The organism is Paenibacillus sp. GCM10027627, assembly GCF_042675505.1.
Classification (GTDB): domain Bacteria; phylum Bacillota; class Bacilli; order Paenibacillales; family Paenibacillaceae; genus Pristimantibacillus.
This window is the reverse complement of the sequence record NZ_JBHTHB010000001.1, coordinates 769,734-795,320: the sequence shown is the minus strand read 5'-3', so window position 1 is coordinate 795,320 and position 25,587 is coordinate 769,734. Positions and strand designations below refer to the sequence as shown.

27 protein-coding genes and 1 riboswitch are annotated in these 25,587 nt (G+C 48.6%); of the genes, 8 read left to right on the top strand and 19 right to left on the bottom strand.

The genetic code is table 11. The annotated features are described in order from the left end of the window. Positions 1 to 17 precede the first annotated feature (17 nt). Positions 18 to 557, bottom strand: a complete 540-nt coding sequence (gene lepB / locus ACFQZE_RS03785) for a signal peptidase I (RefSeq protein WP_379353808.1) — start codon at positions 555 to 557, stop codon at positions 18 to 20. Between the two features lie 174 nt (positions 558 to 731). On the opposite strand from lepB, the gene ACFQZE_RS03780 reads away from it, so the two are divergent. Further along, complete coding sequence (locus ACFQZE_RS03780) at positions 732 to 1,388, top strand: HAD-IA family hydrolase (protein WP_379353806.1); 657 nt, start codon at positions 732 to 734, stop codon at positions 1,386 to 1,388. Here ACFQZE_RS03780 and ACFQZE_RS03775 read toward each other — a convergent pair. Together ACFQZE_RS03775 and ACFQZE_RS03770 are read right to left on the bottom strand one after the other, a co-directional pair. Further along, positions 1,385 to 3,100 (bottom strand): ATP-binding cassette domain-containing protein, encoded by a 1,716-nt coding sequence (locus tag ACFQZE_RS03775; protein ID WP_379353804.1) that lies wholly within the window; start codon positions 3,098 to 3,100, stop codon positions 1,385 to 1,387. The two genes, ACFQZE_RS03780 and ACFQZE_RS03775, sit on opposite strands and share 4 nt — an antisense overlap. Beyond that, positions 3,090 to 3,947, bottom strand: a complete 858-nt coding sequence (locus tag ACFQZE_RS03770; protein ID WP_379353802.1) for an energy-coupling factor ABC transporter ATP-binding protein — start codon at positions 3,945 to 3,947, stop codon at positions 3,090 to 3,092. The genes ACFQZE_RS03775 and ACFQZE_RS03770 overlap by 11 nt, the downstream gene beginning before the upstream one ends. Positions 3,948 to 4,059: 112 nt before the next feature. Here ACFQZE_RS03770 and ACFQZE_RS03765 point away from each other — a divergent pair, with 112 nt between their 5' ends. Further along, entirely contained in the window at positions 4,060 to 4,671 is a 612-nt protein-coding gene (locus ACFQZE_RS03765) for a biotin transporter BioY (protein ID WP_379353800.1), read from the top strand. Between the two features lie 63 nt (positions 4,672 to 4,734). On the opposite strand, the gene ACFQZE_RS03760 is transcribed toward ACFQZE_RS03765, so the two are convergent. The 3 genes from ACFQZE_RS03760 to ACFQZE_RS03750 form a co-directional block, all read right to left on the bottom strand. Then, a complete protein-coding gene (locus ACFQZE_RS03760) occupies positions 4,735 to 5,217 on the bottom strand; it encodes a YlbF/YmcA family competence regulator (protein ID WP_379353798.1) in 483 nt (160 codons plus the stop codon). A 27-nt stretch (positions 5,218 to 5,244) separates the two neighbouring features. Further along, positions 5,245 to 6,840, bottom strand: coding sequence for a tRNA (N6-isopentenyl adenosine(37)-C2)-methylthiotransferase MiaB (gene miaB, locus ACFQZE_RS03755; RefSeq protein WP_379353796.1), 1,596 nt, complete (start codon positions 6,838 to 6,840; stop codon positions 5,245 to 5,247). Between the two features lie 140 nt (positions 6,841 to 6,980). After that, on the bottom strand, positions 6,981 to 7,598 hold the full coding sequence (locus tag ACFQZE_RS03750; protein ID WP_379353794.1) for a TetR/AcrR family transcriptional regulator: 618 nt from the start codon (positions 7,596 to 7,598) through the stop codon (positions 6,981 to 6,983). 181 nt (positions 7,599 to 7,779) lie between these two features. Between ACFQZE_RS03750 and ACFQZE_RS03745 the strand changes: the two genes are divergently transcribed. Beyond that, positions 7,780 to 9,270 carry an MDR family MFS transporter gene (locus tag ACFQZE_RS03745; RefSeq protein ID WP_379353792.1) on the top strand — a complete coding sequence of 497 codons (1,491 nt, stop codon included), beginning with the start codon at positions 7,780 to 7,782 and terminating at the stop codon, positions 9,268 to 9,270. Positions 9,271 to 9,389: 119 nt separating this feature from the next. Here the strand turns inward: ACFQZE_RS03745 and ACFQZE_RS03740 are convergent, their stop codons facing one another. After that, the gene (locus ACFQZE_RS03740; protein WP_379353790.1) at positions 9,390 to 10,361 is read right to left on the bottom strand and encodes a 2-hydroxyacid dehydrogenase; all 972 of its coding nucleotides are present in this window, start codon (positions 10,359 to 10,361) and stop codon (positions 9,390 to 9,392) included. A 154-nt stretch (positions 10,362 to 10,515) separates the two neighbouring features. Between ACFQZE_RS03740 and ACFQZE_RS03735 the strand changes: the two genes are divergently transcribed. Next, the gene (locus ACFQZE_RS03735; RefSeq protein ID WP_379353788.1) at positions 10,516 to 10,665 is read left to right on the top strand and encodes a hypothetical protein; all 150 of its coding nucleotides are present in this window, start codon (positions 10,516 to 10,518) and stop codon (positions 10,663 to 10,665) included. Positions 10,666 to 10,727: 62 nt separating this feature from the next. Here the strand turns inward: ACFQZE_RS03735 and ACFQZE_RS03730 are convergent, their stop codons facing one another. The 4 genes from ACFQZE_RS03730 to ACFQZE_RS03715 are packed head-to-tail and all read right to left on the bottom strand — an operon-like array spanning position 10,728 to position 15,482. Then, positions 10,728 to 11,717: a zinc-binding dehydrogenase gene (locus ACFQZE_RS03730; protein ID WP_379353786.1), complete on the bottom strand. Its 990-nt coding sequence runs from the start codon at positions 11,715 to 11,717 to the stop codon at positions 10,728 to 10,730. A gap of 15 nt (positions 11,718 to 11,732) precedes the next feature. Beyond that, on the bottom strand, positions 11,733 to 13,568 hold the full coding sequence (locus tag ACFQZE_RS03725) for a polysaccharide deacetylase family protein (protein ID WP_379353784.1): 1,836 nt from the start codon (positions 13,566 to 13,568) through the stop codon (positions 11,733 to 11,735). A 9-nt stretch (positions 13,569 to 13,577) separates the two neighbouring features. Further along, positions 13,578 to 15,008 carry an MBOAT family O-acyltransferase gene (locus ACFQZE_RS03720; protein ID WP_379353782.1) on the bottom strand — a complete coding sequence of 477 codons (1,431 nt, stop codon included), beginning with the start codon at positions 15,006 to 15,008 and terminating at the stop codon, positions 13,578 to 13,580. A gap of 42 nt (positions 15,009 to 15,050) precedes the next feature. After that, on the bottom strand, positions 15,051 to 15,482 hold the full coding sequence (locus ACFQZE_RS03715) for a GNAT family N-acetyltransferase (protein ID WP_379353780.1): 432 nt from the start codon (positions 15,480 to 15,482) through the stop codon (positions 15,051 to 15,053). A gap of 189 nt (positions 15,483 to 15,671) precedes the next feature. Here ACFQZE_RS03715 and ACFQZE_RS03710 point away from each other — a divergent pair, with 189 nt between their 5' ends. Both ACFQZE_RS03710 and ACFQZE_RS03705 read left to right on the top strand, forming a co-directional pair. Then, complete coding sequence (locus ACFQZE_RS03710) at positions 15,672 to 16,478, top strand: (2Fe-2S)-binding protein (RefSeq protein WP_379353778.1); 807 nt, start codon at positions 15,672 to 15,674, stop codon at positions 16,476 to 16,478. 150 nt (positions 16,479 to 16,628) lie between these two features. Then, on the top strand, positions 16,629 to 17,825 hold the full coding sequence (locus tag ACFQZE_RS03705) for a chloride channel protein (protein ID WP_379353776.1): 1,197 nt from the start codon (positions 16,629 to 16,631) through the stop codon (positions 17,823 to 17,825). Here the strand turns inward: ACFQZE_RS03705 and ACFQZE_RS03700 are convergent. Both ACFQZE_RS03700 and ACFQZE_RS03695 read right to left on the bottom strand, forming a co-directional pair. After that, entirely contained in the window at positions 17,801 to 18,679 is an 879-nt protein-coding gene (locus ACFQZE_RS03700; RefSeq protein WP_379353774.1) for a radical SAM/SPASM domain-containing protein, read from the bottom strand. The genes ACFQZE_RS03705 and ACFQZE_RS03700 overlap by 25 nt on opposite strands. A gap of 18 nt (positions 18,680 to 18,697) precedes the next feature. Then, on the bottom strand, positions 18,698 to 19,153 hold the full coding sequence (locus ACFQZE_RS03695; RefSeq protein WP_379353772.1) for a thiol-disulfide oxidoreductase DCC family protein: 456 nt from the start codon (positions 19,151 to 19,153) through the stop codon (positions 18,698 to 18,700). An 86-nt stretch (positions 19,154 to 19,239) separates the two neighbouring features. After that, positions 19,240 to 19,339: riboswitch (guanidine-I (ykkC/yxkD leader) on the top strand. Between the two features lie 136 nt (positions 19,340 to 19,475). Here ACFQZE_RS03695 and ACFQZE_RS03690 point away from each other — a divergent pair. Beyond that, positions 19,476 to 19,844, top strand: coding sequence for a DMT family transporter (locus ACFQZE_RS03690; protein WP_379353770.1), 369 nt, complete (start codon positions 19,476 to 19,478; stop codon positions 19,842 to 19,844). Next, positions 19,841 to 20,155, top strand: a complete 315-nt coding sequence (locus ACFQZE_RS03685) for a DMT family transporter (protein ID WP_379353768.1) — start codon at positions 19,841 to 19,843, stop codon at positions 20,153 to 20,155. The genes ACFQZE_RS03690 and ACFQZE_RS03685 overlap by 4 nt, the downstream gene beginning before the upstream one ends. 66 nt (positions 20,156 to 20,221) lie before the next feature. On the opposite strand, the gene ACFQZE_RS03680 is transcribed toward ACFQZE_RS03685, so the two are convergent. From ACFQZE_RS03680 to ACFQZE_RS03655, 6 genes are all read right to left on the bottom strand, one after another. Further along, on the bottom strand, positions 20,222 to 20,437 hold the full coding sequence (locus ACFQZE_RS03680) for a cold-inducible protein YdjO-related protein (protein ID WP_379353766.1): 216 nt from the start codon (positions 20,435 to 20,437) through the stop codon (positions 20,222 to 20,224). 62 nt (positions 20,438 to 20,499) lie between these two features. Continuing rightward, on the bottom strand, positions 20,500 to 21,606 hold the full coding sequence (locus tag ACFQZE_RS03675) for a lactonase family protein (protein ID WP_379355495.1): 1,107 nt from the start codon (positions 21,604 to 21,606) through the stop codon (positions 20,500 to 20,502). Between the two features lie 4 nt (positions 21,607 to 21,610). Further along, a complete protein-coding gene (locus ACFQZE_RS03670) occupies positions 21,611 to 22,327 on the bottom strand; it encodes a DsbA family oxidoreductase (RefSeq protein ID WP_379353764.1) in 717 nt (238 codons plus the stop codon). A gap of 130 nt (positions 22,328 to 22,457) precedes the next feature. After that, complete coding sequence (locus ACFQZE_RS03665; RefSeq protein ID WP_379353762.1) at positions 22,458 to 23,099, bottom strand: cell wall hydrolase; 642 nt, start codon at positions 23,097 to 23,099, stop codon at positions 22,458 to 22,460. Between the two features lie 121 nt (positions 23,100 to 23,220). Further along, positions 23,221 to 24,582, bottom strand: coding sequence for a DUF6080 domain-containing protein (locus tag ACFQZE_RS03660; RefSeq protein ID WP_379353760.1), 1,362 nt, complete (start codon positions 24,580 to 24,582; stop codon positions 23,221 to 23,223). A gap of 24 nt (positions 24,583 to 24,606) precedes the next feature. Next, positions 24,607 to 25,521: a decaprenyl-phosphate phosphoribosyltransferase gene (locus ACFQZE_RS03655; RefSeq protein ID WP_379353758.1), complete on the bottom strand. Its 915-nt coding sequence runs from the start codon at positions 25,519 to 25,521 to the stop codon at positions 24,607 to 24,609. Positions 25,522 to 25,587: the final 66 nt, after the last annotated feature.

Here is a 25,587-nt window from a genome sequence, read left to right as displayed (position 1 = left end):
TGAGTTTAGGTTCGTAATTAAAGATTGCCAAATACGTTAAAAGGCCAAATGCGCCAAACCGCTTTACCTTCCAAATCCGTTATCGCTACTGCGCCGAAAGCACGGCTGTCCAGACTGTTTTCCCGATTGTCCCCCATCACAAATACATGGCCTGGCGGTACGGTAAACGGCATCGCGATTCCACCTGCATTCGTTTGTCCTTTAGCGTAGCTTTCCTCAAGCTTGGCTCCGTCTACATAGACGCTGCCTTCTTTTATATCCAAAACTTGTCCTTCCAAAGCAATGACTCGTTTGACCAATCTTCCTTCATGCTGCGGGCCGTTAATGATGACGATATCGCCCTGACCCGGACCATGGAAGCGGTACGACCATTTGTCTTCGATGAGCCTCTCTCCAGCCACCAGCGTATTTTGCATGGAGACGTTATGTACTTCCGTTTGCGCGTAAACATAGTTTTGGAACAATAAGGCGACTACAATTGCGATTCCGAGCGACAAAGTCCAGTCTTTCAGTTCTTTTACCCAGCGGTTTGCCGGTTTTTTCTCCGCTTTTTTCACAGTTACGCACCTCATTATCGATTAATTTGTTGAATGAACGGGAAATAAGTCCATTAACCTATAGTGTATACGAAAATGGCTGGATATGGTTTCCTTGCCCAATCTTTTGGATGCCTCTCATAAGCAAATGTTTTATACTTTATTAAAAACCGACTTATTTGGAGGAGACGCAATATGTTTGCAGATGGGGAAAAACAAAAGAAGTATGTTGCGGGGCAAATTGCGGGGGAAGAAGCAACTGGACGCATTGCGCGGCCACAGCTTGTTTTGGATATCGGCGGTGTGCTCGCGACCAATTTGTCGCCGTTTTTTTGGAACAAAGTTAGTGAAGCAGGTTCTATACCGATTGATAGGCTATATGCAAAGTATAAACAAGAGCTAAGCCATGCTCTTTGGACTGGAACGGCGACGGAGGAACAATTTTGGCAATGGATGGAGCGCGAAACGACTGTAAATGAGAGATTGGGCAAAGCGATTTTGGCCCAGAGCCTCCAGCCTCTGCCTGCGCTGCAAATGATTCCGGAATGGAGCAAACGCGCAGACATTCATATTTTAAGCAACCATGTGGAAACTTGGGTAGAGCCTGTTTTAAGGCCGCTGCGTCCCTATTTGTCGGAAGTTTTCATCTCTAGCAAAGTTGGCATGCGCAAGCCGGACAAGCTTGTATATGAGCATGTCGCGGCTGCGCTGCCGCTTGGTTCCCACGTCTTATTTGTAGACGACCAGCCTAAAAACCTAGTTCAAGCGATGTCGGTCGGCTGGGACGTCTTGGTTGCGGATGAAGAGGGGCAATGGACCCGCTTTGCAGCCAATTGGCTCGGACAAGGCTAAAGGAACGAACCAAAAGCTAGAATGAGCAGGCCGCCGCATCCAGCCGCTACTATGAGCAGAAAGTCCTGCTTCCGAAAGCGTACGCGAAATCCGTACGTCGCTTTACGCGGCATGCTGCCGTAACCCCTTGCCTCAAGCGCGTCGGCCATCCCTTCCGCCATACGCAAAATCGCTCTTATAAAAGGAATAAATATAATACGAAGCATGGGAATCGGAATAGCACCGATACGGGCTGCCGATTTTCCTCTTGCATGGGCGATTTTGGAAAATCGGCCCCATTCTCGCGATAAAAGCGGAATAAAGCGGAATATTAATGTGATTAACAATCCAAATGTATGAATCGGCAAACCAAACCTTGCCGTCCATCCGAATGTTTGCTGGATCGCCCTTTGCAATCTGAGCGGGGTCATCAACGCAAGCATCGGCATCCCCGCAACCATAATAAGCAGCAATTGCAGCAGCCGGATGGCGGTTGGCTCCGCGCTCGACCATTGAAACTGAAGCGGAGACAAGGACGTTCCTCCGATGGCGATCAAAATAGCCGTAATGATGGCAAATCCTCTAATAATGCCAGCCATGCCGCGCACAAGCGGCCAAAAAGGAGCTATTGCCGCAGCAACAACGAAAGCGGAAAGTCCTAATCCCGCGATGCTGCCCAGCCATAAAATAGACGCCGTCAGCATGAAATAGGCAGCAACAAGCGCTCTTGGATCATAGTGATCGGAGCGGAGCCATGGCTTCCTCTCCGATTTCACCTGCCCCGCTGCTGGCTTGAACTGTTCCTGAGCAGCACGGTCAACGGTTCCCCGCCGCTTAACATCAGCTGCCGGATGTTCGCTCTGCTCTGAATGGCTTATATTCGCGGCAATCGCCGCAGCCATCTCCTGCGGCGATTGCCACAACGCGCCGCCGCCTCGGCCCGCGGCAGCCTCCGGCGGCAAAGCCGCCGCCTCGCGGAGCAAAGCTCCCGCGCGTAGCGCCTGCGGCGCAGCCGGACCGAGCGTCTCCGCCGCCTCGGCCGGAGCCGCTTCGCGGACTTTGCCGTCGCGGACGACGACGACAGCGTCCGCGAGCGGCAGCAGCGCCTCGAGGTCGTGCGTAGCCACGACCGCTCCGCGCCCTGCCTCTCTATGCGCGGCAAGCACCGCGCATAATCGGCTGATGCCGCCAGCGTCAAGTCCCGCTGTCGGCTCATCCAGCAGCAGCCAGTCCGGCTCGCACGCGAGCAGACAGGCTAATGCAAGTCGACGCTGCTGGCCGCCGCTCAGCGTCCAAGGATTGCGCTCCATCATGTCCGGATGGAGCCCCACCGCCCCGAGCGCCTCGTAAGTTCGGCGCTCCCTCTCGCCGGGTTCCAGCTTATATGGCCGCATGGAATAGAGCATTTCTTCATATACCGTGGAGGAAAACCATTGAGACTCCGATTGCTGCATTGAAATGCCAAGCTGAAGAAGCACGTTGCGGTTAAGCTTCTTTCTTCTTTTACGAATCCATAGCGGATCTTCTCCCAAGCTTATATGGCCCGATTGAAGTTCTCGAAGTCCCGCCATCGACTCCAGCAAAGTCGATTTTCCCGAGCCGTTGTGTCCGATCAGCAGCGTAATCGTTCCCGCAGCAAATGAAAGCGATACGTCTTCCAGCAGTAGGGTCCCTTCCTGCTTTTGTCCAGTTGGCCCGACGGCAAGACGATCCAGTATCCAGTTATCGGCCATGACGCGTCACCGCCTCTGCCAATTCCTCCGGCGTAAAGGGAAGCTGCGACAGCTTAATGCCGCTTTTCTCCAGCTCCCAGGCGACTTGCACGGAGTAGGGAGCGGTAAAACCGAACTGCTCCGCGGCGCTTAGCGAGGCGGATTGCCCATCGCCACGGCGGAACAACTTCTCGGCTGTATCGTCGAATGACAAGCAACCGTCATCAATGACGAATAACCGATCTTGCGGACGAAGCTCGTCCATATTTTGCGTCACCCAAATGACGGCTGTGCCAGAGGCATGCAGCGACCTTGCCTGTTCCAACACCTCTATAGACATTAACGGATCAAGCATCGAAGTTATTTCGTCGAGCAGCAGAAGCGACGAATTTACAGCCAAGCAGGCGGCTATCGCCACAAGCTGCTTCTGCCCGCCGGACAACGTTTCGACCGGCTGATGCATCCGATCGCCGAGCCCTACAGCCCGAAGCGCCTCTTCTGCCTGCGCGGCAATCGTACCGCCCTCTTCCGAGTTTTTCTCCAGCATCGCCACAACGTCTTCCCATGGCGTCGCGCCAATAATGCCGCCCTCCGGCTGCTGCATCACAATAGGAACGACAGCCCCATCAGTAGACTTGCGTCCCGTATAGTGGACGCGGCCTTGCGCACCGTTTACCGGCATGCCCGCAATCGCTTTCAGCAACGTGCTTTTTCCGCTGCCATTTGCTCCAATGAGACTGATCCATTCCCCTTTTTGCACGGTAAACGAGGTCGGCTTTATGAGGGTTGTTTCCCCCAGACCGGTCACGGAAGGAATCGCTACAACAAGCTCTTGAACGATCAACTCTAGCTGTTCCTCCAAAATCATTCACCCTGCCTCTTCCCATGTCCTAATGACTATGCTACAATTCGATTTGTTAACCTTGAATAATGATAGGAGGTTAACAATAAAAAAGCAACTACATAAAGGAGTCGTCATCATGCAAACCGTCAATATCCGTTCGCTTGTGTTTACCGCATTATTCGCCGCGTTGTTTATCGTTTTAAGCTTACAGCAGCTTAAATTAACGTTTACTCCGGTTCCTATTACACTGCAAACATTAGCCGTTATTTTGGCGGGCGTCTTTCTCCGGCCGAAACAAGCGTTTGCCAGCATTTTAATCGTCATTGTATTAGCCGCGTTTGGCTTGCCCCTCTTTGGCGGCAAAGGAGGCATTTCTCATTTAATCGGATATACGGGCGGCTTTATTATGGCCTTCCCGTTCTGCGCCCTGCTCATCAGCTTGTCGGTTAAGGCGCTTTACAAAAATGACATCATGCGTAACAAGCCGCTTGCAGCCATCCTTTTATTCATCATTTTCGAACTGTTCAGCTCGCTGCTGTCTTATGTGCCGGGCGTGCCTTGGATGATGCATGTGCTGGAATGGCCGCTAGACAAAGCGCTGAAAGAAGGCTTCTACCCGTTCCTGCTTGGCGATGCAATCAAATCGGCGGTAGGCGTAATCATTACTTTGTCGCTTGCCTCTTACGTTCAGCATATTCGCACTTCTACGATTAAGAAGAAACAAAAGGGAATCACTTTCCAAGGTTAAAGAAGACGACGCAAACAATGCCCGCAAGCGCTTTTGGACGCTTGCGGGCATTGTTTTTTTTCATTAGTCGCTGCAGTTTTCAGGAGCAGGCTCGCTTGCGTCCTGTACATTGATTCGGTCGGAAACGGTGTCGCGAATAATCGTAACGACTAGCTGGAGCAAGTAGTTGATGTCGGATTGGCTTTGCTGGAACTGGCTAACAAGCGGGATATTGTCCAGCTCATCTTGCAGCGTCTCCATTTCCGTCTCGATCTTTTTGACCATGTCCGGATTTTTGAACGTCGTTTCGAACGCCACAACTTCTTTTTGCTTTTTCTTAATCTGGTTAATTAACACCTGTACGCGCTCGTTTGTGTTAATTTGCTGTTCCGCACGGCGGTATTGTTGAACCTCGTCGGAGTGGAAAATGACTTCCGCAAGCTCTTTCGTTTTGGCCATAATATCTTCTTTCACGATCAAATCGCGGGTATGGAACGACGGCATATCTGTTGTTCCGTTATGAAAGCTGCAAGCTACTCCGTTTTCGTGGTCATGGTTATGTCCCATTTGCTATTCTCTCCTATTATGCCGTCATCAGCTTACGGCTTCGTCTAAGGCCGAATCGATCGGCTCCGCTTTGATATACCAGGTTTGCGCGTCTACGACGCGGGCTTGCACTAACTCCCCGATCCATTCTTTGGGGCCTTCCAAATGAACAAGCTTATTGCCGCGGGTACGTCCGGAAAGCACATGGGCATTGTTTTTGCTTTCGCCTTCCACCAGCACTTCAATGACCTTGCCCATCATGTCTTCGTTTTTCTGTTTTGCAATGTCAGCAAGGAGATCGTTTAATTGCTTCAGCCTGCGTTTTTTCGTTTCCATCGGTACATTGTCTTCCATCTCGGCTGCCGGAGTTCCTTCTCTAGGAGAATAGATAAAGGAATAAGCGAAATGAAACTCCACTTCACGGACAAGAGAAAGCGTATCTTCGAACTGCTCGTCCGTCTCGCCGGGAAACCCTACTATAATATCCGTAGTCAACACGACATCCGGAACTGCGGCTTTCAGCTTAGCTACCAAATTCAAATACGTTTCTCGCGAATATTTGCGGCTCATCCGCTTCAGCACCTCCGTGCTGCCCGATTGAACCGGCAAATGGACATGCTCAACGAGATTGCCGCCCTGGGAAAGCACTTCGATCAGATGATCGTCAAAGTCGCGCGGATGACTGGTCGTAAACCGAACGCGAGGGATATCGATTGTGGACATATCATGCATCAAGTCGCCAAAACGATATTCCCGGTCTTCAAAATCTTTCCCGTAAGCGTTGACGTTTTGGCCGAGCAGCGTAACCTCTTTGTATCCTTGCCTAGCCAGCTCCCGAACTTCGGCAATAACGTCTTCCGGCCTTCTGCTGCGTTCCTTGCCTCTCGTATACGGCACGATGCAATACGTGCAAAACTTGTCGCAGCCGTACATGATATTGACCCAAGCACGCAAGCCGTCGCGCTTCTTGGGCATATTTTCGATAATGTCGCCTTCCTTCGACCATACCTCCACAACAAGCTCTTTGCTGAAGTATGCGTTTTGCAAAAGGTTAGGCAGACGGTGAATATTATGTGTGCCAAAAATGATGTCGACAAAGGAGTGTTTGTTCAAAATTCGGTTAACGACAGACTCCTCCTGCGACATACAGCCGCACACGCCGAGCACCAAATCCGGCTTTTCGGTTTTTAACACTTTCAGATGGCCGAGCTCTCCGAACACTTTGTCTTCCGCATTTTCGCGAATGGCGCAAGTGTTAAGCAAAATGACGTCGGCAAGCCTGCGGTCTTCCGTTGGCGCATAGCCCATCTCCTCGAACATGCCCTTCATCACTTCCGTGTCATGCTCGTTCATTTGGCATCCGTATGTTTGAATCAAATAATGTTTGCCGATCCCCATTGTGCGCAGCTCTTCCGGAATCGAAAAGTCGTAATGAACCTCGATCGATTCTTTGCCGCGTTTTTTCTCATCCTTGTAAGATGGCGCAGAGCTGAGCTGAATTGTGCGGCCTTTTATTCTCATCGTGGTCACGCCGTCTTCCTCACGGAGTATTTTGGCGTCGCTGAAATCAAAATATTTGGAGTAGTCCTTATCGCTTTTGCCCTTGGAAGTTGCGCTTTGCGACGGATAAGTCTCCTTACTCATTTTTTATCTCACGTCCTTTATGGGTAACTCAGAAGCTGAGTAACTTTACAATCTAACAACATAGCAATACAAAATTATACCACAACCTTGCCCGCTAATCCATTGGGATAAACAAACGGATAACGTCTTTGCTAAACCGTCTATACCTCCGGCTTCTCTTTAAATAAAGTGTCGATATAAAAGCTGCAAAAGCGGTCATGCACTTCTTTTTTCGTATACCCTTTTGTATTGACCAAATGGCAATACGTATGCGGCGATATGGTGGCAATGTACGTATGCGCCAAAAATTCCGGGTCGATCCTCTGAGTCAGGCACTCGCTGTCCGCACTGGCAAGCAAGCCGCTTAAAATCCCGTGCAAATATTGATACGGCGGCGAACTGAAAAAATCTTCTCTCTTTTTCTCCATCAGCTGTTGAGCTTGAATGACCCCTAGCACTTTTAATTTTTCATCTAAAAAGTCTATGATGATAGCGAGCAAGCCCCGCAGCCTGAATTGGGCGGACTGATGGGCATTCGACTCTAAGAAGTCGGAAACGCGGCAGCGAAACTGGTCGAAGTTGTTTTGCATAAGCCCCATGCATAAATCCGCTTTGTTGGCGTAACGGCGGTAAAGCGTCCCTTGGCCAACCCCTGCGGACTTGGCAATTTGATGCATGCTGACCGCTTCCACTCCGTATTCGTTAAACAGCCTGCTGGCTGTTTGCAAAATCGCGCTGCTAAGCTCTTCCTTTGAACGGTTTTGGTCTGGAGGTGTCATTTGCGTATCCCCTCACGTTTAAACAAAAAATTAGTTTGACTTTTACTGTTAAGCTCATTATGATTCAGTAATGCGGACAATTGTCCGCTGTATGCACACAACACTACTATTGTAGCTGTGGCGGTGCGGAAGGTCAATGATTCAAAGAGAGAGTACCCTTACAGGGATAGGAGGAAATTAAATGTCATCCGTAGCACATCAAGGCGGTAAAGACGAGGCGCTTTCGATCAAGTCGATCATGCTGCCTTTGCTCGCTATTATTGTAGGCATGTTTATGGTTATTTTGGACGGAACGGCGATGAATGTCGCGCTGAACCAGTTTATGGAGGATTTCGGCAGCAGCTTTAATTTAGTCCAATGGACCGTTACGGGGTATGCGCTTGCTCAAGCAGCCGTTATTCCGCTCGCGGGATGGCTGTCCGATCGCTTTGGAGCGAAACGCGTATTTTTAATTTCTATCGTTATGTTTACAATCGGCTCCGTGCTTTGTGCGCTCGCCGGAACGGTAGAGCAATTAATTGTGTATCGTATTATCCAAGGCTTAGGCGGCGGAATGGTCGCTCCTATTGCAATGGCCTTTACTTACCGGCTTAGTCCTCCGGGCAAACAAGGAGCCGTTATGGGCATGATCGGCATTCCGATGCTGCTTGCTCCCGCGCTGGGCCCTGTAGTTGCAGGCTGGCTCGTCGATTACGCCACTTGGCACTGGATCTTTTTGATCAACTTGCCAATCGGAATCATTGCCGTTATTATCGGCATTCGCACCCTTCCTAATTTGGGACGTCAAACCGTTCCAACGCTTGATCTACTCGGCATGATCTTTGCTCCAATCGCCTTTGCCGCACTGGCTTACGGCATCAGCTCGGCTGGCGGAGAACATGGCGCTGGCAGCGGCTGGACGGCTCCCGAAACGTTGATCGGCTTAATTGTAGGCGGGATCGCTCTTATCGTCTTTATTATTGTAGAGCTTAACCGCAAGCAGCCTTTGCTTGAGCTTCGGGTATTCAAATCGAGCGACTTCACGCGCGGCATTATTTTGCAATGGATCGTTCAGATTGCTCTGTTCGGCACCTTATTCCTAATTCCTGTTTTCTTAATTCAAGCAAAAGGCTACAGCGCCTTTGAGACGGGCCTTATTTTATTGCCGCAAGCGTTGTCTGCTGGCATATTTATGCCGATTGGCGGGAAGCTGTTTGATAAATTCGGGGCCCGCCCAGTCGTTATTTTCGGTCTGTTGCTTGTTTCTACAGGAGCTTATTTGCTCTCCAACATCTCGGCAAGCACAAGCATTCCGGAAATTATGATTCCGCTTGTGTTGCTTGGCTCCGGCATGGGCTTCTCCATGATGCCGCTGAATACACATATTATACAGTCTGCGCCAAGAGAATTGGTCGGACGCGTTACGTCGCTGACTAGTGCGGCGCAGCAAGTGATGAGCTCGTTTGCAATTGCGGGCCTTTCGACTTTGCTCGCCAGCAGAGTTAAACACTATTCTGCAACAAACCCTGGACCTGACATTCCTTACTTGTCCTTTGGCGATGCTTTCCATGCGTTGATGCTTATCGGCATCTTCGGCATAGTGGTCGCTTTATTGCTTCGCAAGCCGAAGCAGCAGGAGCAAGGGGACGGAGCCGGTGAAAAAGCCGAAATGTCTATGATGATGGGGCATTAATAATAAAAAGGGCAAGCGGACGATGGTCCGCTTGCCCTTTTTTTCGCAGTAACTTCTTCTTCGGTTCATCCATACCTTCATTTGCTGAACATTTTATTGGCAGCCCTTAATTAACCACATTAACCTTTAAGCTCCGGCACCACATGTGCAGGCTGCTCCCCTTTTAAAGCAGCCACAAGGTTGCGGGCCGCAAGCACAGCCATGTCGTCGCGTGTTTTGGCCGTAGCCGAACCTATGTGAGGAAGCAGCACCGTGTTCGGCAATCGGAACAAGGGATGATTTTCCGGCAATGGCTCTGTTTGAAATACATCCAGTCCGGCTCCTCTAATGGTACCTTCGCGCAACGCTTCGATCAATGCCTCTTCATCTACGGTGGCCCCTCTAGAAGCGTTAATGAAAATAGCAGATGATTTCATTAAGGAAAATTGCTTTTTCCCCATAAGCGCTTTAGTCTCTTCCGTCAGCGGTGTCATCAGAACGACAAAATCCGACTGGGACAGCAGTTCCTCTAGCCCCCGATATTGGGCGTCATACTTCTCCTCGGCCTCGACTCTGCGGTTCCGATTATGGTACAGCACCTTCATGCCAAAACCTAATGACGCTCTTCGTGCAATCGCTTCCCCGATCCGTCCCATTCCAATAATCCCTACCGTGGCATGATGAACATCCACGCCGAACAGTTGATCTCCGTCGCTGCGCTTCCATTGTCCGTCCCGAACGTAACGATCAAGCTCGGCAACTCGTCTTGCCGTTCCTAGCATGAGCGCAAAAACCAAATCGGCTACCGTCTCATCGAGCACTCCTGGAGTATGAGTGCCGATTACGTTTCTTTTTTTCATTTCGGCGAGATCAAAGTGATTGTATCCGACTGTAACGGTGCTGACGGCTTTCAGCCCTGGAGCCGCATCCAGCAAAGCTCCATCCACTCTGCGGCCAACCGTCAAATAACCATCGGCTTTCGAAAGCCGGTTATACAACTCCCCTCTTGGAATCGTATCCTCCTCTTCCCATACATCAAGCGAGCAATGCTGTTCCAAATAAGCTCTTGCTTCGGGCGGGATGCTGCGGTCTGCAAAAACATGCGGTTTCATTTGGGAATCCTCCTATACGTAGGTTTTACAACAGCCCAGCTCTCCTTTGCACCATGCTGGACAACTTTCCCTGTCGTTCTCCTCACTAGAGCTTGTTTTCCGTGGGAAAACTACATAAGCATTTATAAATCCATTTCCGGCAAGGAGGGTTTACATGGCTCATCATAAGCATGGTTCGAAAAAACAAGCTACGGATCAGTCTTACGAATATCGATCCAGACAAGCCGAAAATCAAACCGCGGCTTCAGTTACGAAAAACCGCAATCAAAAAGGACATGTCCCGAATAGCCCCTCTACCGGCTAAAGCTAAAGCTTCAAACGAAGCGGCTCTCCCGTCATAACATGGGACAGCCGCCTTCATTAGCTTTATTTTTTAATGGATACGACGATTTTGCCGCGCACGTGGCGTTCCGAAAGTCTGCGCAGAGCGTCTGGCACTTCCTCAAGCGAAATGAGTTCCACTTGAGGCGTCCGAATCTTTCCTTCTTGCATATATCTCATAAACTGATCAGCCATCGCCGCAAGCTCTTCTTCCACCTGGCGACTGCCTGAACGGTATGCGCCGCCAAGCATCAGCTTATGAATCGTAAATGATTTGGAGGCGGGCTGAAAATCAGCCACCGTCTCAGGCGCTCCGGCAATACAAACGAGCTGTCCTCCAAACGACAGAGCGCTTAAATCAATCTGTGATGTCTTCCGGTCCACTGTATTTAAAATAAGGTCAAAGCCAAACCCGTCCGTCAATTCAAGCGAGCGCTCCAGCACATCTTCGGTCGAATAATCGATGACATGATCTGCTCCAAGCGATTTTACATATTCCGCATTGCCGGAGGATGCGGTTGCCGCAATCATTCCTGCGCCCAATGCCTTAGCCAGCTGGATCGCATATCCGCCAACTCCACCCGCTCCGGCATGAATTAGAATACGCTGACCCTGCTGAAGATTCATTTTTTTAAGGAGGGCTTGATAAGCTGTAAGACCTGCGCACGGAAACGTTGCCGCTTCCTCAAATGTCAGCCCTTCGAGCATTTTGGCTGCCGTATGGGCGCTCGTCACGGCAAACTCCGCACAAACGCCTTGCTTAGCGAAGTCGGCATGAAATACCGCCCGATCGCCAGGCGACCATCCCGTTACGCCCTCGCCAACCTCAGCAACGATCCCAGCTGCGTCAACGCCGGGAACATGCGGATACGTCCAATCGGGATGACCGCCCGCCATTACCTTGTAATCGACAGGATTTAATCCCGCCGCATAAACCTCAATCAACAGCTCGCCGGGTCCCGGCTTCGGAATGGCCAGCTGCTCCAATTGGAGCTTGTCCGGACCTCCTGGAGCCTGTTGCGCTATCGCCTTCATTACCAATTTCCCCGCCTACTTTCCTTTCAGTTTTTGAACCAAAACATCGCTAGCAACTTCTGGACCGCCATTTATCCGCTTTAATGCAAACAAGCTGTCCTGATCTCCTTTTACGATCGTGCTGATGCCGGAAGTAGTTGAGAGCGTGATGCGATAACCCATATCTTTAAGCATCTGCTCAGACAAATGCGAATAAAAGCCGAATGGATACGTAAATACGTCGACCGTATTGCCAAGCCGGGATTCAATCATGTCCTCCATCTTGCCAATATCGGCTTGAAATTGACGGCTGTATTGACCGTCGCTTTCCTTCTCCTTGCGCAAAACGCCGCTGCGAACGCTCGGATCGTCGGGGTTCGATTCATGCATATCAAAACTGTGGTTTTGAATATCGATCACACCGGAATTTTGCATTTCTCTCGCCTCCGCCCATGTAAAATGCGGATAAAACTGCTTGCCTGGAATGCGGTGCTCCTCTAAGCCGACCGACCAGCCTATGATGGAGATGGTGGCGTTCATGCCAAGCTCTTTTAGTACAGGGTAAGCATATTCATAATTGCTGTAATAACCGTCGTCAAACGTAATGGCCACCGGATTTGGCGGCAGCTCCTTCTTTCCGTCTACGTAATCGATTAGATCACGCACAAGAATGGCGTTAAAGCCCGCAGCTTTCACCGCTTCCATATCGGCCTTAAATTTGGACGGAGGCGTAATGAGCGAATTAGGCTCATACGGATCGTCGTCGATATGATGGTAGACGAGAATCGGAATGTCGACCGTATCTTTGGAAGGCGATGGAGGCTTTGTAAAGACACGCTCAGCATGCTCGCGTACATTTGCCTTTGTCGTATAATGACCGAATTGCTTCGGAACATACACCTCCGGATCTTCAAAAACAAATCCAAGCATCATTTTGCCAAGCGTATTGCGGTAATGCATCGTATCATAGAAATAACGCGGATCACCGCTTACATTCGTATAGCCGGTAAAATCCCAAAAATCCGTTACTTCGGCAATTTTAGCCCAATACTCCTTTAGCGCATTCATATCGTAGCTTTGAAGCTCCTGCTGTGACGTGGCTCCGGTTATGAGCCGGAATGTCGCTCCGTTATTTTCAGCGTATTCCTTTATCCGCTTCAAAGCTTCCACGTTTTTGTCCAGCGCCACCGCTTCCAGCTTTCCAAACGGAGCAAAAGCCGCTTTGTTGGCTTCCATGTAAGCTTCCAGATTGTCGATTTTCTCCGCATCCCGCTTTACCTTGTTGTAAACGCCCGTTTCGGGAACAAATTGCGAATATTCAAAGGAATCGACCGAGCGTTTGGCAAGTCCTTCAAGTTTATCGTAGCTATAAGAAGGATTCAGCTTCAAATAATCCAAATAAAAGGATAGCTTCGATTCGCCAGACACCTTCGCATGAAGCGATTGCTTAAAATCGGTCGGTTGTTCGTTAAAATGGCTGATTTCTTGGAGACTCATATGAAGGACGATATTTTTGGGCTTATATTGATCCATGATATAGTATAACGTTTTTTCATAATCATGGAAATCTCCTCCATACATAAGCATGCTGTAAAACTTCGCATCATCTCCATAATACTTGTTCAAAAGCTCAGGAGAAATGGAGCTCGACTTGGAGCCCCCGATAATGTAGGAATTATAGCGTTCATGGTTCTGGTCGAGATAAGCGATTTTCGCTACCCGCGGATTGTTGACCATATTATAAGAATGCCATTTTAGCACTTTGTCGCCGAACACGCCGAATGGATCGACGATCACATTGAAGCTCGCCACTACTGTCGCAGCAAGCGCAAGGGAAGCGATAAAGGCGATCAGCCATTTGCGCAAAGTCATTTTGCCACCTCAAAATTGGAAGTATAGAAAATTGGATACGGATGTCATTTGCGTCAAAGAAACGCCTAGCAGAAAAGCGGCAGCCACGGCATGTCGAACGGTTGGCTTAAAATCTTGCGTAATCTGCATCGTATTTTTTCCAAAAAAGGAAATGCCCATGCCGATTAGCAGCAATACAATCGTATAGGCGTTATAGGCGGCAAAAGCGGTAAGCTTGTCGATGACGGCCGCAGCTCCTATTCCGGTAAAGTCGGCCGTGCTGACCATTTTTGTTAGAACATGCCATGCCTCTCCCATCGTGTCTGACACAAACAAAACTCTCGTGGCGATCACGCCGGCAAACGTCAAACACCAGGCGAGCAAAAACGGGAGCTTGAGCTTGTTGCGGTACATGAAATGAGACGCGCACACAAACAGTCCGTTAATGAGCCCCCATACGATAAATTGCCAGCCTGCCCCATGCCAGAAGCCCGACACAAAAAAGGTCATCATGACGGCAAAATAAAAGTTGAAGCTGCCGCTTCCTTTCTTGTAGAAGCTGCGAAAAACATAATCAGACAAAAACTTGGACAACGTCATATGCCAGCGCTGCCAATATTCTCTGAAGTTTCTTGCTTTGTAAGGCGAGTTGAAATTATGCGGCAAGCGAATATTGAACAATAGCGCCAGGCCAAGCGCCATGTCTGCATAACCGGATAGATCAAAATAATACGAAATCGTATAGCCGAGGGAAGCAAGCCAAGCCGACAGCGTGTCGCCAATTGCGGGATCGGCATAAAAAGAAGCCGCGTAGCCGGTCAGCGGATCGGCGAGCATAATTTTTTTGGCGCAGCCTATCGAAAACAAAAACATCCCCAGCATCAGGTTTGCAGAATTGAACAACCGCATTTTTTTGTCCTGCACTTGCGGCATAATGTCGGCGTGATGCACAATCGGGCCTACAATAAGCTGCGGGAAAAACGTAATGAATACCAAAAAGTCGATGATCGGCGTATCTTTTGTATACCCTCTGTAGCAGTCCACCAAAAAGGCGATGAGCTGAAAAGTATAAAACGAGATGCCTAGCGGCAGCGCAATTTCCAATAGAGGGAATGCTTGTCCGCTAATTAAATTAATATTTTCAATGGCAAAGTTGGCGTATTTGTAATAGCCGAGAAAAGCGATGTTAAGCAGCAACCCGATCGTAAGCAACAACCTTTTGAGCCAGACCGCCCCGTTTTTGTTTGCTTTCATAATCATGCTGCCGATTGTAAAGTTGATCAAAATATCCGCAATGAACAAAACGACAAAGTTGCCGCTGCCCTGCGCATAAAAATAAATGGAAGCCATGACGAGCCACAGCTTCGATATATTCGGATTTTTAAATAAAGTCAGCAGCCGATAACCTAAAAAAGTAATCGGCAAAAACATAAAGATAAACGTGTATGTAGAAAAAATCAACGATACAACCTTCTTTCGCTAAATGCGTATGATGGGCTTTTATTAAGGAACCAGCTTTTTGATCATGCGAATATGCGGAATTCCTTCTTCCATAAACGTTTCGGAATCAACGCTATAGCCCAGCTTCTCGTAAAAACCGGCCGCATGCGTCTGGGCATGCAGCTTCGCCTTCGCAAGTCCTTTGTCTAGTGCAAGAGCTTCCAGCTCCTTCATGATTGCTGCCCCTACCCGATGCTTGCGATGAGAGGCTAGCACACAAATCCTCTCCAGCTTCGCAATGCCGTCCACCTCGCGCATTCTGCCAGCTCCCGCCGGTTCTCCGTTATACAAAACAAGAACGTGGCTCGACACCGCTTCGTTGTCGTCAATTTCAAGCTCCTGCGGAACGCCTTGCTCGTGAACGAATACTTCCGTTCGAATGCGGTACGCCTCTTTTAGTTGTTCTTCATGTTCAATTCTTATCGGTGTCAACATGGCCGCCGCCACTCCTTTCATCATTTCCCTATCTATTATAATGCGCCTGCGTCCCAATTGCCAAAATCAATCATTTTTCGACGATGGCCTTCTTTTTCCCCATTGATTGACAACCTTTTCAATCCGGCTCTATAATAGCTCTAGTTCATTGGAGCGATAATGATTATCACAACAACGAGGAGGCATTCCATGCCTAAGTCAGAGATGCTTGATTTCAGTCTGGTTAAATCATATTATCATATTTCTCCTGAAGGAGCGGACGCCCCTTTTTACGAGCTTCCGGCAGCTCAGCTTCTAGAGAGAAACTATGCGCTTGAAGCGCTCGCGAAAAAAGGAGCTAGTTGGAAAGCGATTGGCATGGAGCTGCCCGTTTCTTTTACGGGGATTCCCTTTTTTTATTTAGGACTGATGAATTTGCTGTTCAGCGCTCAATACAATCAGTTTATAAAACTGCCGCTCAGCGCGTTAACTCTGCAATTGGAAAATCACAATGATCATGTTCATATCGGCTTTAAAATCAATGAACTGCAAACGGTCGATATCCCGACCGATCCGGTTGAAAGAGCGTCCGTAATAGCTAACGAATGGTCCGAATTTATTGGAGAGACCGTTATTCCCGCGTTTGACGCTCTTGCGGAAGCAGCTGAACTGAAACCCGATATTATCTGGAACCAATTTGGCGCTGCCACTCACTCTGTGCTGGCCTATGTGCGGGACGAGCTTCAAGTCCCCGGTCTAATCGATCTTATTGAAGCTGATTTTAAAATCATTGAGGCATTGCCGGCCGAAGTCTTTAAGCGCAGACGCAATCCGTATGTACATAAGCCTCGTTATATCGACAATCCTTGGTCGCCGCCGGACGGACAGCTTATCATTCGTTCGTCTTGCTGCATGTACGACCGCCGGGAAGAAGGAACAAAATGCTACAATTGTCCTCAAATGCTCCCCGCCGAGCGTGAAGAGCGGAGACAAAAAATATTGGTCGAGCAGCACTAACATAAAGCTTAATCGTCGCTTCGGCAGCGGTTAAGTTTTTTCTTTTTGTGTCTTGTGCTTCCATAGTATACTAACCTAATCTGATCCGTTTATTTTTTAGCGGAGCCAGCCATTTTATACGATATTATGCTTGTAAGGAGGCTTGTATCTTTGAAACCATTGTTCAAGTGGCTGCTTCTTTGTCTATTGATCGGAGCTGCGGCAGGTACCGCTTCCGCCTTCTTTTTATATTCGTTAGATGTGGCAACCGCACTGCAAACTTCGTATCACTGGCTGCTTTGGCTGCTCCCGCTAGGCGGGGTATCGGTTCAATGGCTTTATATCAAATATGGGCAAAATACCGTACGCGGCAACAATCTTGTATTGGAGCAAATCCACGACGGCGACGGCTCAGTTCCACTGCGCATGGCTCCGCTTGTCTTGATCGGCACTCTCATTACGCATTTGTTTGGAGGTTCTGCTGGCAGGGAAGGTACTGCCGTCCAAATGGGCGGCAGTCTAACCTCTGGTCTTACCCGCCTCTTCAAGCTTAACTCTGACGAACGGAGAATGGCGCTGTTATGCGGGCTTGCCGCAGGCTTCGGTTCGGTATTCGGCACTCCGCTTGCAGGAACCGCATTTGGCATCGAAGCGAGCGCACGCGGCGCAATGAAATTCAGAGCGCTCATTCCATGCCTTGCAGCGAGCTACACCGGGCACTACGTCACTATCCTATGGGGAGCCAAACATACCCATTTTCACATGGGAACAGTACCCGCCTTCAGTTTCAACGTCATTGGGAAAGTTATATTGGCCGCGATAGCGTTTGGACTAGCGGCGAAACTATTTGTCCTGTCTGTTGCCGCAATCAAAAAGCTGCTGGCGCGTTGGATGTCGAATCCTCTGCACCGCAGCTTTATCGGCGGTATTGCAATCATTGCCTTCGTATATACGCTAGGTACCAGACAATATCTAGGCCTTGGTCTTCCGCTTATGGAACAGGCTTTCCACGAGGCGGTCTCCCCTGTTGTTCCGCTGCTTAAAACGATGTTTACTGCGATGACGCTTGGTTCAGGCTTTGTTGGCGGAGAAGTAACCCCTTTATTTGTCATCGGGTCAACGCTTGGGAGCGCGCTTTCTCCCGCCTTGGCGCTGCCTGCTTCTTTTTTGGCGGCTTTGGGACTTGCTGCCGTGTTCGGTGCAGCTTCCAAAACACCGTTTGCCTGCACCATTCTCGGACTGGAATTATTCGGGGTTCAAGGCGCCTTTTTTATATTGCTCGCTTGCCTTGTCAGTACATTCGTTTCCGGCCGCTCCACCATTTATGAATCCCATATTCGATTCTACGTGCCAAAACGTTTGCGATAGCCGCATTTTCTGCATAGCTCTTCGACGGCTTGTCTATTCGAGAAGCCGTCATAGAGCCGATTAGCCCTTTCCCCTTCAACAATATCTGAAAAATGACTTTCATGAATATTGCCTAGCTTAATTACTCCTTCGCCGTCTAGGCAGCACGGAATAACGGTACCATCGATCAAAACGCCGGCCTGGTTGCGCAGCGCATGGCAGAACCCTCTGCCATCGTCCTCAGGCTCGTTCAAATCGGGCCATTTAAACTCCGGATCTTGATTCAAATAGATGCGTTCCGCAATTTTCACCCCGGTACCGGGTTTAAATTTTTCCTCGATCCGATAATCCAATCCGAATGCCTCTTCAATCATTGCAAGCAGCTCACGGTTTTTTTCTTTTTGAATATTCGCTTCGTTATCCATTTCCAAATTCCAAAGCCGGAATGAAATAATAACATTGCTTGCTGCCGTGGCCTCTCTGACAAAGGATAAGATTTCAGCTAAATAACCCGCTTTGTCCTTGGAACCGGGATGTCCATCAAAGCTGTGCAGCGAAAAATTAATTTGCCGCAGCGCCGGCTTGCCGAGCAGCTTCGCTTTATTTTTTGTGATGAGTGTGCCGTTGGTCGTAATATTGACTTTAAATCCTTTTTCGTGGCTAATATCGAGCAGCTCGTCTATTTTAGGATGCAGCAGCGGTTCGCCCTTAACATGAAAATATATATAGTCCGTATGCGGTTTAATTTGATCCAATGTTTTTTTAAAATCTTCAACGGATACAAACCCTTTAGCGCGCTGGGTCGGCGGGCAAAAATAACAAGACAGGTTGCAAATGCTTGTTGTTTCGATATAAAACTTTTTAAATCTCTTCACTTTATGCTCCACCGTTCTTTATCTAGTATTCGTGCCGTATCCGTCTTTCAAAAAACGGGACATCACTTCTTTTGTAGGCATCAAGCAAGCGTCAGTGCGCCCAAACCAGCGGTAACGATTGCGCGCAACCCACTCATACACATAATCTCGAATGGGAGCCGGGACAATTATAAAAACATACAGGAAGCTCCACCAGCCGCCAAGTCGCTTCGCAACTCGCAGCGCTGCTCCGGACTTGATATGCAATCCCCCATTTTCGATTAAAACAAAGGAATCCCAAACGGCCTGGTTCAGTCCATGATGCTGAAGCAGGTTTTGTCCTGCCTCGGACTGAAGCGCTGCAAACGCAAACCGAAAATGCCGGTCATGTTTCACCAGAAAACGGGTAATGGTTTGGCACATTTGGCATTCTCCGTCGATGAGAACGATCGATTTGGCAGGGCCCTCCATCCTCTTCATCTCCTTCGTTTTCAACCTCTCCTCTTATCCTATCATATTCTCAGCCCCCATGCACTTGACCCCTTGATGGGGATGGTATATAATCAAACGAAACTTCATCAAAAACGGTCTTCTAGGGTTCCGCGGCTTATGCCGGACTGGTCCGAGGGAAGACACGCGACAGTCGTCGCGGACACACGGAGGGACAAAAGCCCGGGAGAACATCGAGAGATGCTTCCAGGGCTTTTTTTATTTGCTTTTTTTCCTTGCCGGCAGGAAAAAGCAAAGTTTGTTCCTTTATGGTGAATGAGAGAAGTGCCTGTTTCAAAAGCTACAAAGAGAAAAGGAGTGAGCGTTTATGGGGCAAAGTCAAAATAAATATTGGCTGCTTGTCGTGGTGGCTGCCTGTTTTGAAGTCGTTTGGGTCATGGGGCTTAAACATGCCGATTCCATCGGCTTTTGGGCGTTGACGATTGTGGCCATTATGATCAGTTTTCTATTGTTGATTTATACAGCCAAAAAGCTGCCCACCAGTACGGCCTACGCCGTATTCGTAGGGCTAGGAACGGTCGGCACGGTCATTGTGGAAATGACGGTATTTGGAGTTCCGTTCAGTTGGGCGAAAGTGCTGTTGGTCGGTCTATTGCTGACCGGCATCATTGGCCTCAAGATGGTCACTCATGAGCCGGAAGAGCAGCATTCGGATAAGCGAGGTGAACCCGCATGAGCTGGTTGTTCGTCATTTTGGCAGGATTGTTTGAAGTCGTTGGCGTTGCGGGCATTGCCCAAATCAATAAAAAAGCTTCCGCCCGCAATATTTTGATGATGGCCGGCGGCTTTACCATCAGCTTCCTCTTTCTATCGCTGGCCATGAAAGACATGGCGATGGGAACGGCCTATGCCGTTTGGACCGGAATCGGCACAGTGGGAAGCGCAGTTGTCGGCATCTTGTTTTTTAAAGAGCCCCGCAGCCTGATGCGCATGGTCTTTATCGCGCTCGTTTTAGGCGCTGTCATCGGATTAAAGCTGATTGAATAGCCTACCTTAAAAAAAGAGTTGTCGTGGCAGCCGCTATAGGGCTCCTTAGACAACTCTTTTTTATAACTAAAACTGCGATTTTGGCTTGCGCGGCTGAGGTTTCGGTTTATTTTGAACGGGAGGCAAATGTCTCATGCTTCGGTGCATAGGACCTTTGCAAATGGGACAGCTTTGTTCAGTAGCGGCGAACTCATCCCGCACCCATGCCTTGCAATCCGCGTTTTTGCATTTCCATATCTTTGTTGGTTTTAAATTTGAAGTCGTATCGCTGTTTGTAGTCACTTATTTGATGATTCCTTTCAAGCATATCTGCCTATTGTTAATGTAGTTAATTATTTAAGCCGTTAAACAGAAAAATAAGTCGGAACAACGCAAACCGGTTTGGAAACCTGAGCATGATATCCAGTCGACTCCAGAGTTCCCTGCTCCCCATCGATTCGGAACGTCACAAGGTTGTTGCCGTCACGATTCGCCGCAATTAAATAATTGCCGTTTGGCGTCAATGCAAAATGTCTCGGATGCCCGCCTTCAACCGAAATATGCTGAATAGGCGCCAGTTTTCCCGATTCGGTATCGACGGAAAAGACGACGATGCTGTCGTGGCCTCGGTTGGAGCCGTAAACGAACCGGCCATCCTTCGAAATCGCGATTTCCGCTGTGTAGCTTTCCCCTTCGAAGGTTTCCGGCAGTGTGCTTACCGTTTCAATCGGTTCAAGCTTGCCTTCCACCGAATCAAACGAAAATGCGGATACGGATGATTTTAATTCGTTAATGGCATAAACAAATTTTCCATTCGGATGGAACGTCAAATGGCGAGGCCCCGCCCCCGGCGGAAGATCAGCTGCGCTATGAAGAATCAGCTTGCCGTTCTCCGGATCAAAACGATATACAATAATTTGATCCTTGCCAAGATCCTGAACGAGCAAAAAGCGCTCATCGTGGCTGAAAAAGCTGGAATGCGGATGAGGTCTGTCCTGAACTTCAGGATCAACTAAGCTGCCGCCTTCATGCTGCTGAACGTCGAGAAGCTCTCCGATGCCGCCATCCGGCAGCAAGCTAATGAGCCCGATCATCCCTCCGTGATAGCTCGCAACGATAGCGTAACGACCTTCTTTATCCCGCTGAATATGACAGGTCGAGCTTTCGACCGTGGTCTTGCTGTTGATTGAAGCCAGCGTCCCAGCACTAGCGTCAATCCGGTATGCCGCCGCCGAGCCAACCCGATTACCGGCCTCGTTCGTTGTCTCCGCAATGGCGTACAAAACGCCTTTGTCCGCATCCACATTTAGGAAAGTCGGATTTTTTAGTCCGGCGTAATGGGATAATCCCGATAATTGTCCGGATTGCTCGTCCAGTTCAAAGACATGAAGTCCTTCTTGATCAGCCTCCGAATAAGAGCCGACAAATACAAGCAAACGGTTTTCTTTTTCCGACACTGGCTTACCCTCCATCACTTTATTTCTGCTCCCCCGGAACGCAATAACCGTCTCCGCAAACGCCATCCCCTTGATCTTCTCCAACTTGCTGGAGCGAAGGGTATAACTCACCCCATGCTTTGTTCAGCGTATCTAAAAAAACAGCGGGTGATTGCGCTCCCGATATTGCATATTTCCGGTCAATGACCAAAAACGGAACGCCGCGAATGCCAAGCTTGCTGCCTTCATCCTCCTGCCCTCTTACCACATCGGCAAAACGGCCCGTTTGAAGCACTTCCAAAGCGGCCTCTTTCTGAAGTCCGGCTTCTTCGGCAAGCTCCGCTAGCCGATTGTAATCCGAAATGTTGTCGGTATCGGTAAAATAAGCGCGAAACAGTCGTTCCGCCATCGCAGCCCCTTTGCCTTCCTGTGCCGCAAACTGAGTTAACCGGTGAGCATGGAACGTATTTTGCTCCAGCATACCGTCAAACACGAATTCCAGGCCGACAGCCGCAGCTTGCTCCGCTACGCCTGCGCTCGTCGCTTTTGCTTGCTCTGGGCTCATGCCGTATTTTTTCGATAACATGTCATGAGTGCTGATTTTAGCCTCTGAATCCGCATTCGGATTAAGCTCAAAACTTCTGAATTCCGTAACGACATGCTCTCTATTCGCAAATTGAGACAATGCGTCTTCAAATTTTCTTTTGCCAATGTAGCAAAATGGACAAACAAAATCGGACCAAATTTCCACCTTCACGATTGGTACACCCCCCGTATGCATAATCAGATTCTCATTATAGCATGAACGATCGGAGAGAACGAATATTGTCAGCGATTGCATGCAAAAAAAACATGCCAAGCGGCCGTCGCAAGGCATGTTCATACGTTTATACTGCAAAAAGATGTCTTCCAATTTTCCCCGTCTGCTGTCTGGACCATATCCATGAAGACGTAGCCGTCTTCGGGTTAAAGTAATACATAGCACCGTTTGTCGGATCGATACCCCGCATCGCATCCATTGCTGCTCGGTAAGCCTTTTTGTCCGGTTTAAGGCTGTATTGCCCGTCGTCGACAGCAGTGAAAGCCCGCGGCTGTTCAATAACACCCTTGACCGTATCGGGAAAAGCTGTAGAATCGAGCCGGTTCAACACAACCGCACCGACGGCAACCTGTCCTTCGTAGGGTTCGCCTCTTGACTCTGCGTGTATAATTTTGGCGAGCAGCTCCAATTCATGGCGATAAATCTGTTTGATCGTTGCCCATGACAAATGGCCCGAAGCGTCGTCCATGCTCATATCATACTCTTCTTGAAGCTGAAGCACCGCTTTTTTAGTGGTCGGCCCCAAATAAGTGGCTACGCTAGCGTCAAAGTGATGAAGCGATGAAGGACGATTTTGAGCGTCGAATGCGTCCTCCCGTTGCATGAATGTATTTGAAGCTGCCGCATAAGCGGCAGGAGCTGAATTGCCGAACCAGGCCGACATCCCTTGCAATAATGTAAATGTAATAGCAACAAGTGTTTTGTTCATTTTGGCGAGTGCCTCCCTGAGTGGATTTGTCGTCGCCAAACGACTCGTTGAAGTGTACCATAGAGGGAATTCAATTGTAATTCATTTTTAATCATTACATATATTTACTAGGTACCGTTATTCATTTTGCTTGAGCTTGCGTTTGCTCCAACTGCACATAAGAATCTTTTATGAAATCCAGACTTTGAGTATGTTTAACAATATTATGCCCAGCCGTTGTCAACGTGAAAATGAGGATGACGATACAGCCGATTGTTTTGAGCAAACCTTTTCGGAGTCCAATGATAAAAGATGCCGCAAGCAAAAACGGTGCGAACAAGAAATGTCCCGCATACATGTACAAATCGTTTTGAAAAACGGCTAAACCAAAACCAATCACCAGATGCAGCCCAATGCCCGCTCCCACATACATGACCAGCATCCATGCTTCCTTCGTCTTAATGCCGCGAATGAACCCCGCAATTGCAAGCGCCAGCAAAGAAAAGCCGATAATGTTTACATACAATGGATATGGAATACTAAGGCTGCTCGCAAACGCCACAATACCAGGGCTCACGAGCACGATGTCAGGCGTAAGCACCGGGTTAATAAACATTAAATAAACCGACTTCCAATGCGCGCTGAAGGAGAAAGGCGCCACATAAGAAAAGCCGCCGTTTTCAATGCCTTTTTGCCAGCTGGTAAACCAAGCTTTCCCGTCAAACGCGGCCATTTGAATCAAGCCAAACAGAATGATAAACAATACGATGATGGCACCGGCCAGCAGCCAGCGGCGAATGAGCGCCTTGTGCTTGCCATTTACGTTTGCAATAAATAAAGCCGCCATATAGGGAATAATATTTGTGGACGTAATCGCAAAATGAAAAAATCCCAATATCGCGGAAGGCCAAAGCCGCGCCTCTCCCCTCTCCGAGCTGTATGCCAAATAAACAAAAGACAGCACAAGAACAAACTGAGCATACACATAAGAATCCGGAATGAGCGATGAAAAAATGGAATAAGAGCTAAATCCGAAAAAAGCGGCAAACAACAGCGGGATGAAGCTCGTTCCTTCCGCTTTGCGTTCTTCTTTCCTTTTTAAATAATAAAAGATGGCCGCTACCGATAATCCGTTCAGAGCGCTTTGCAAAAACAGAAACATCGCATTGCCGCCCAAAGACTTAGACAGTTCGCCAAGCGCCCCCGCCACAAAACTTAAATAGGGATGAGTGACTGTCATGTTTAAATAGCCATAATAAAAGGAGGGGTCGAAATTGAATAAATTGAGTGAAAACGGAACCCCATAAAACGGACTCAGCTTAAGCAGCGTCTCCGCATTTTCCTTCATGTAAGAAATAAACGGCATATTTATAAAAAAATAAAAGACGGAAAATCCGATAAACAAGCACAATGCTTGCATATTGTCTCTGCGGTTATGAAAGAGATAGCCGGCAAAAGTTTCTTTGGCTCCCGCCCATTTCACCGTATTGCTGCTTGCGTACATGTTTCTACCACCTGTCTGTTTTCCTTATTCAAATAAAGCCATGATGAGCACAACGACGATCCCATAAAGCAATACAGTAATCAAAATAGGCTTGTCCTCCAGCAAAACCTTGTCTGGCGACCCGCCCTTTTGCTCCATATGAACCAAATATAAATAACGGAATATGCCATATACGACAAGCGGAATGGTCCACATCAAATGTACCGTTCTTCCCGAAGTAAAGGTAAACAACGAATAGCATATAATGGTAGCGGCGGCCACAATGCCCATTAGCTGGTCCAACAAAGCAAGCGAATATTGACCAAGCACTTTGCGATGCGATGCTCCTTCCCCTTCCATTACGAGCAGCTCATGCCTCCGTTTGCCTACCGCCAAAAACAGCGATAACAGCATCGTACATAGCAAAAACCAAGGGGTAAACTCCACTTCAATGATAAGCCCCCCCGCAAGAGCGCGGAGCACAAAACAAGCGGCAATAATCATCACGTCGATAATGACGACACTTTTTAAATAAAAGGAATAAAGCAGGTTTATTAAAAAATAGACGAGAAGCACCGTTCCGAACAATGGCTGAACCAAAAAAGCGATCGTCAAAGATACGATCAAAACGATCAGTCCGAAGCTAAGCGCCGCTTGCGGCTGAAGCTTTCCGGATGCCATAGGCCGATACTTTTTCGTTTCGTGCAGCTTGTCCTTCTCCCTGTCTACGTAGTCGTTCAAAATATAGACGGAGCCCGCTACAAAACAAAATAGGATAAATCCTAGAACCGACAGGAGCACATCCATCCGCTCCGCCTGCTGGAAAGAAAACAGGAGCGCAGCAAACAAAAGCAAATTTTTGGTCCATTGCTTCGGTCTCATTTGAACTATAAGAAGAGTCAGCACATTTTCATTCTGCCTCAACCGTTTGCCGGCCAGCTCTTCCTTCGTTACTTCCATAATCAATTCACACCTTCCAAAATATTGAATCCTCTATAAATCTAACATATTGTACCCCATGTATTC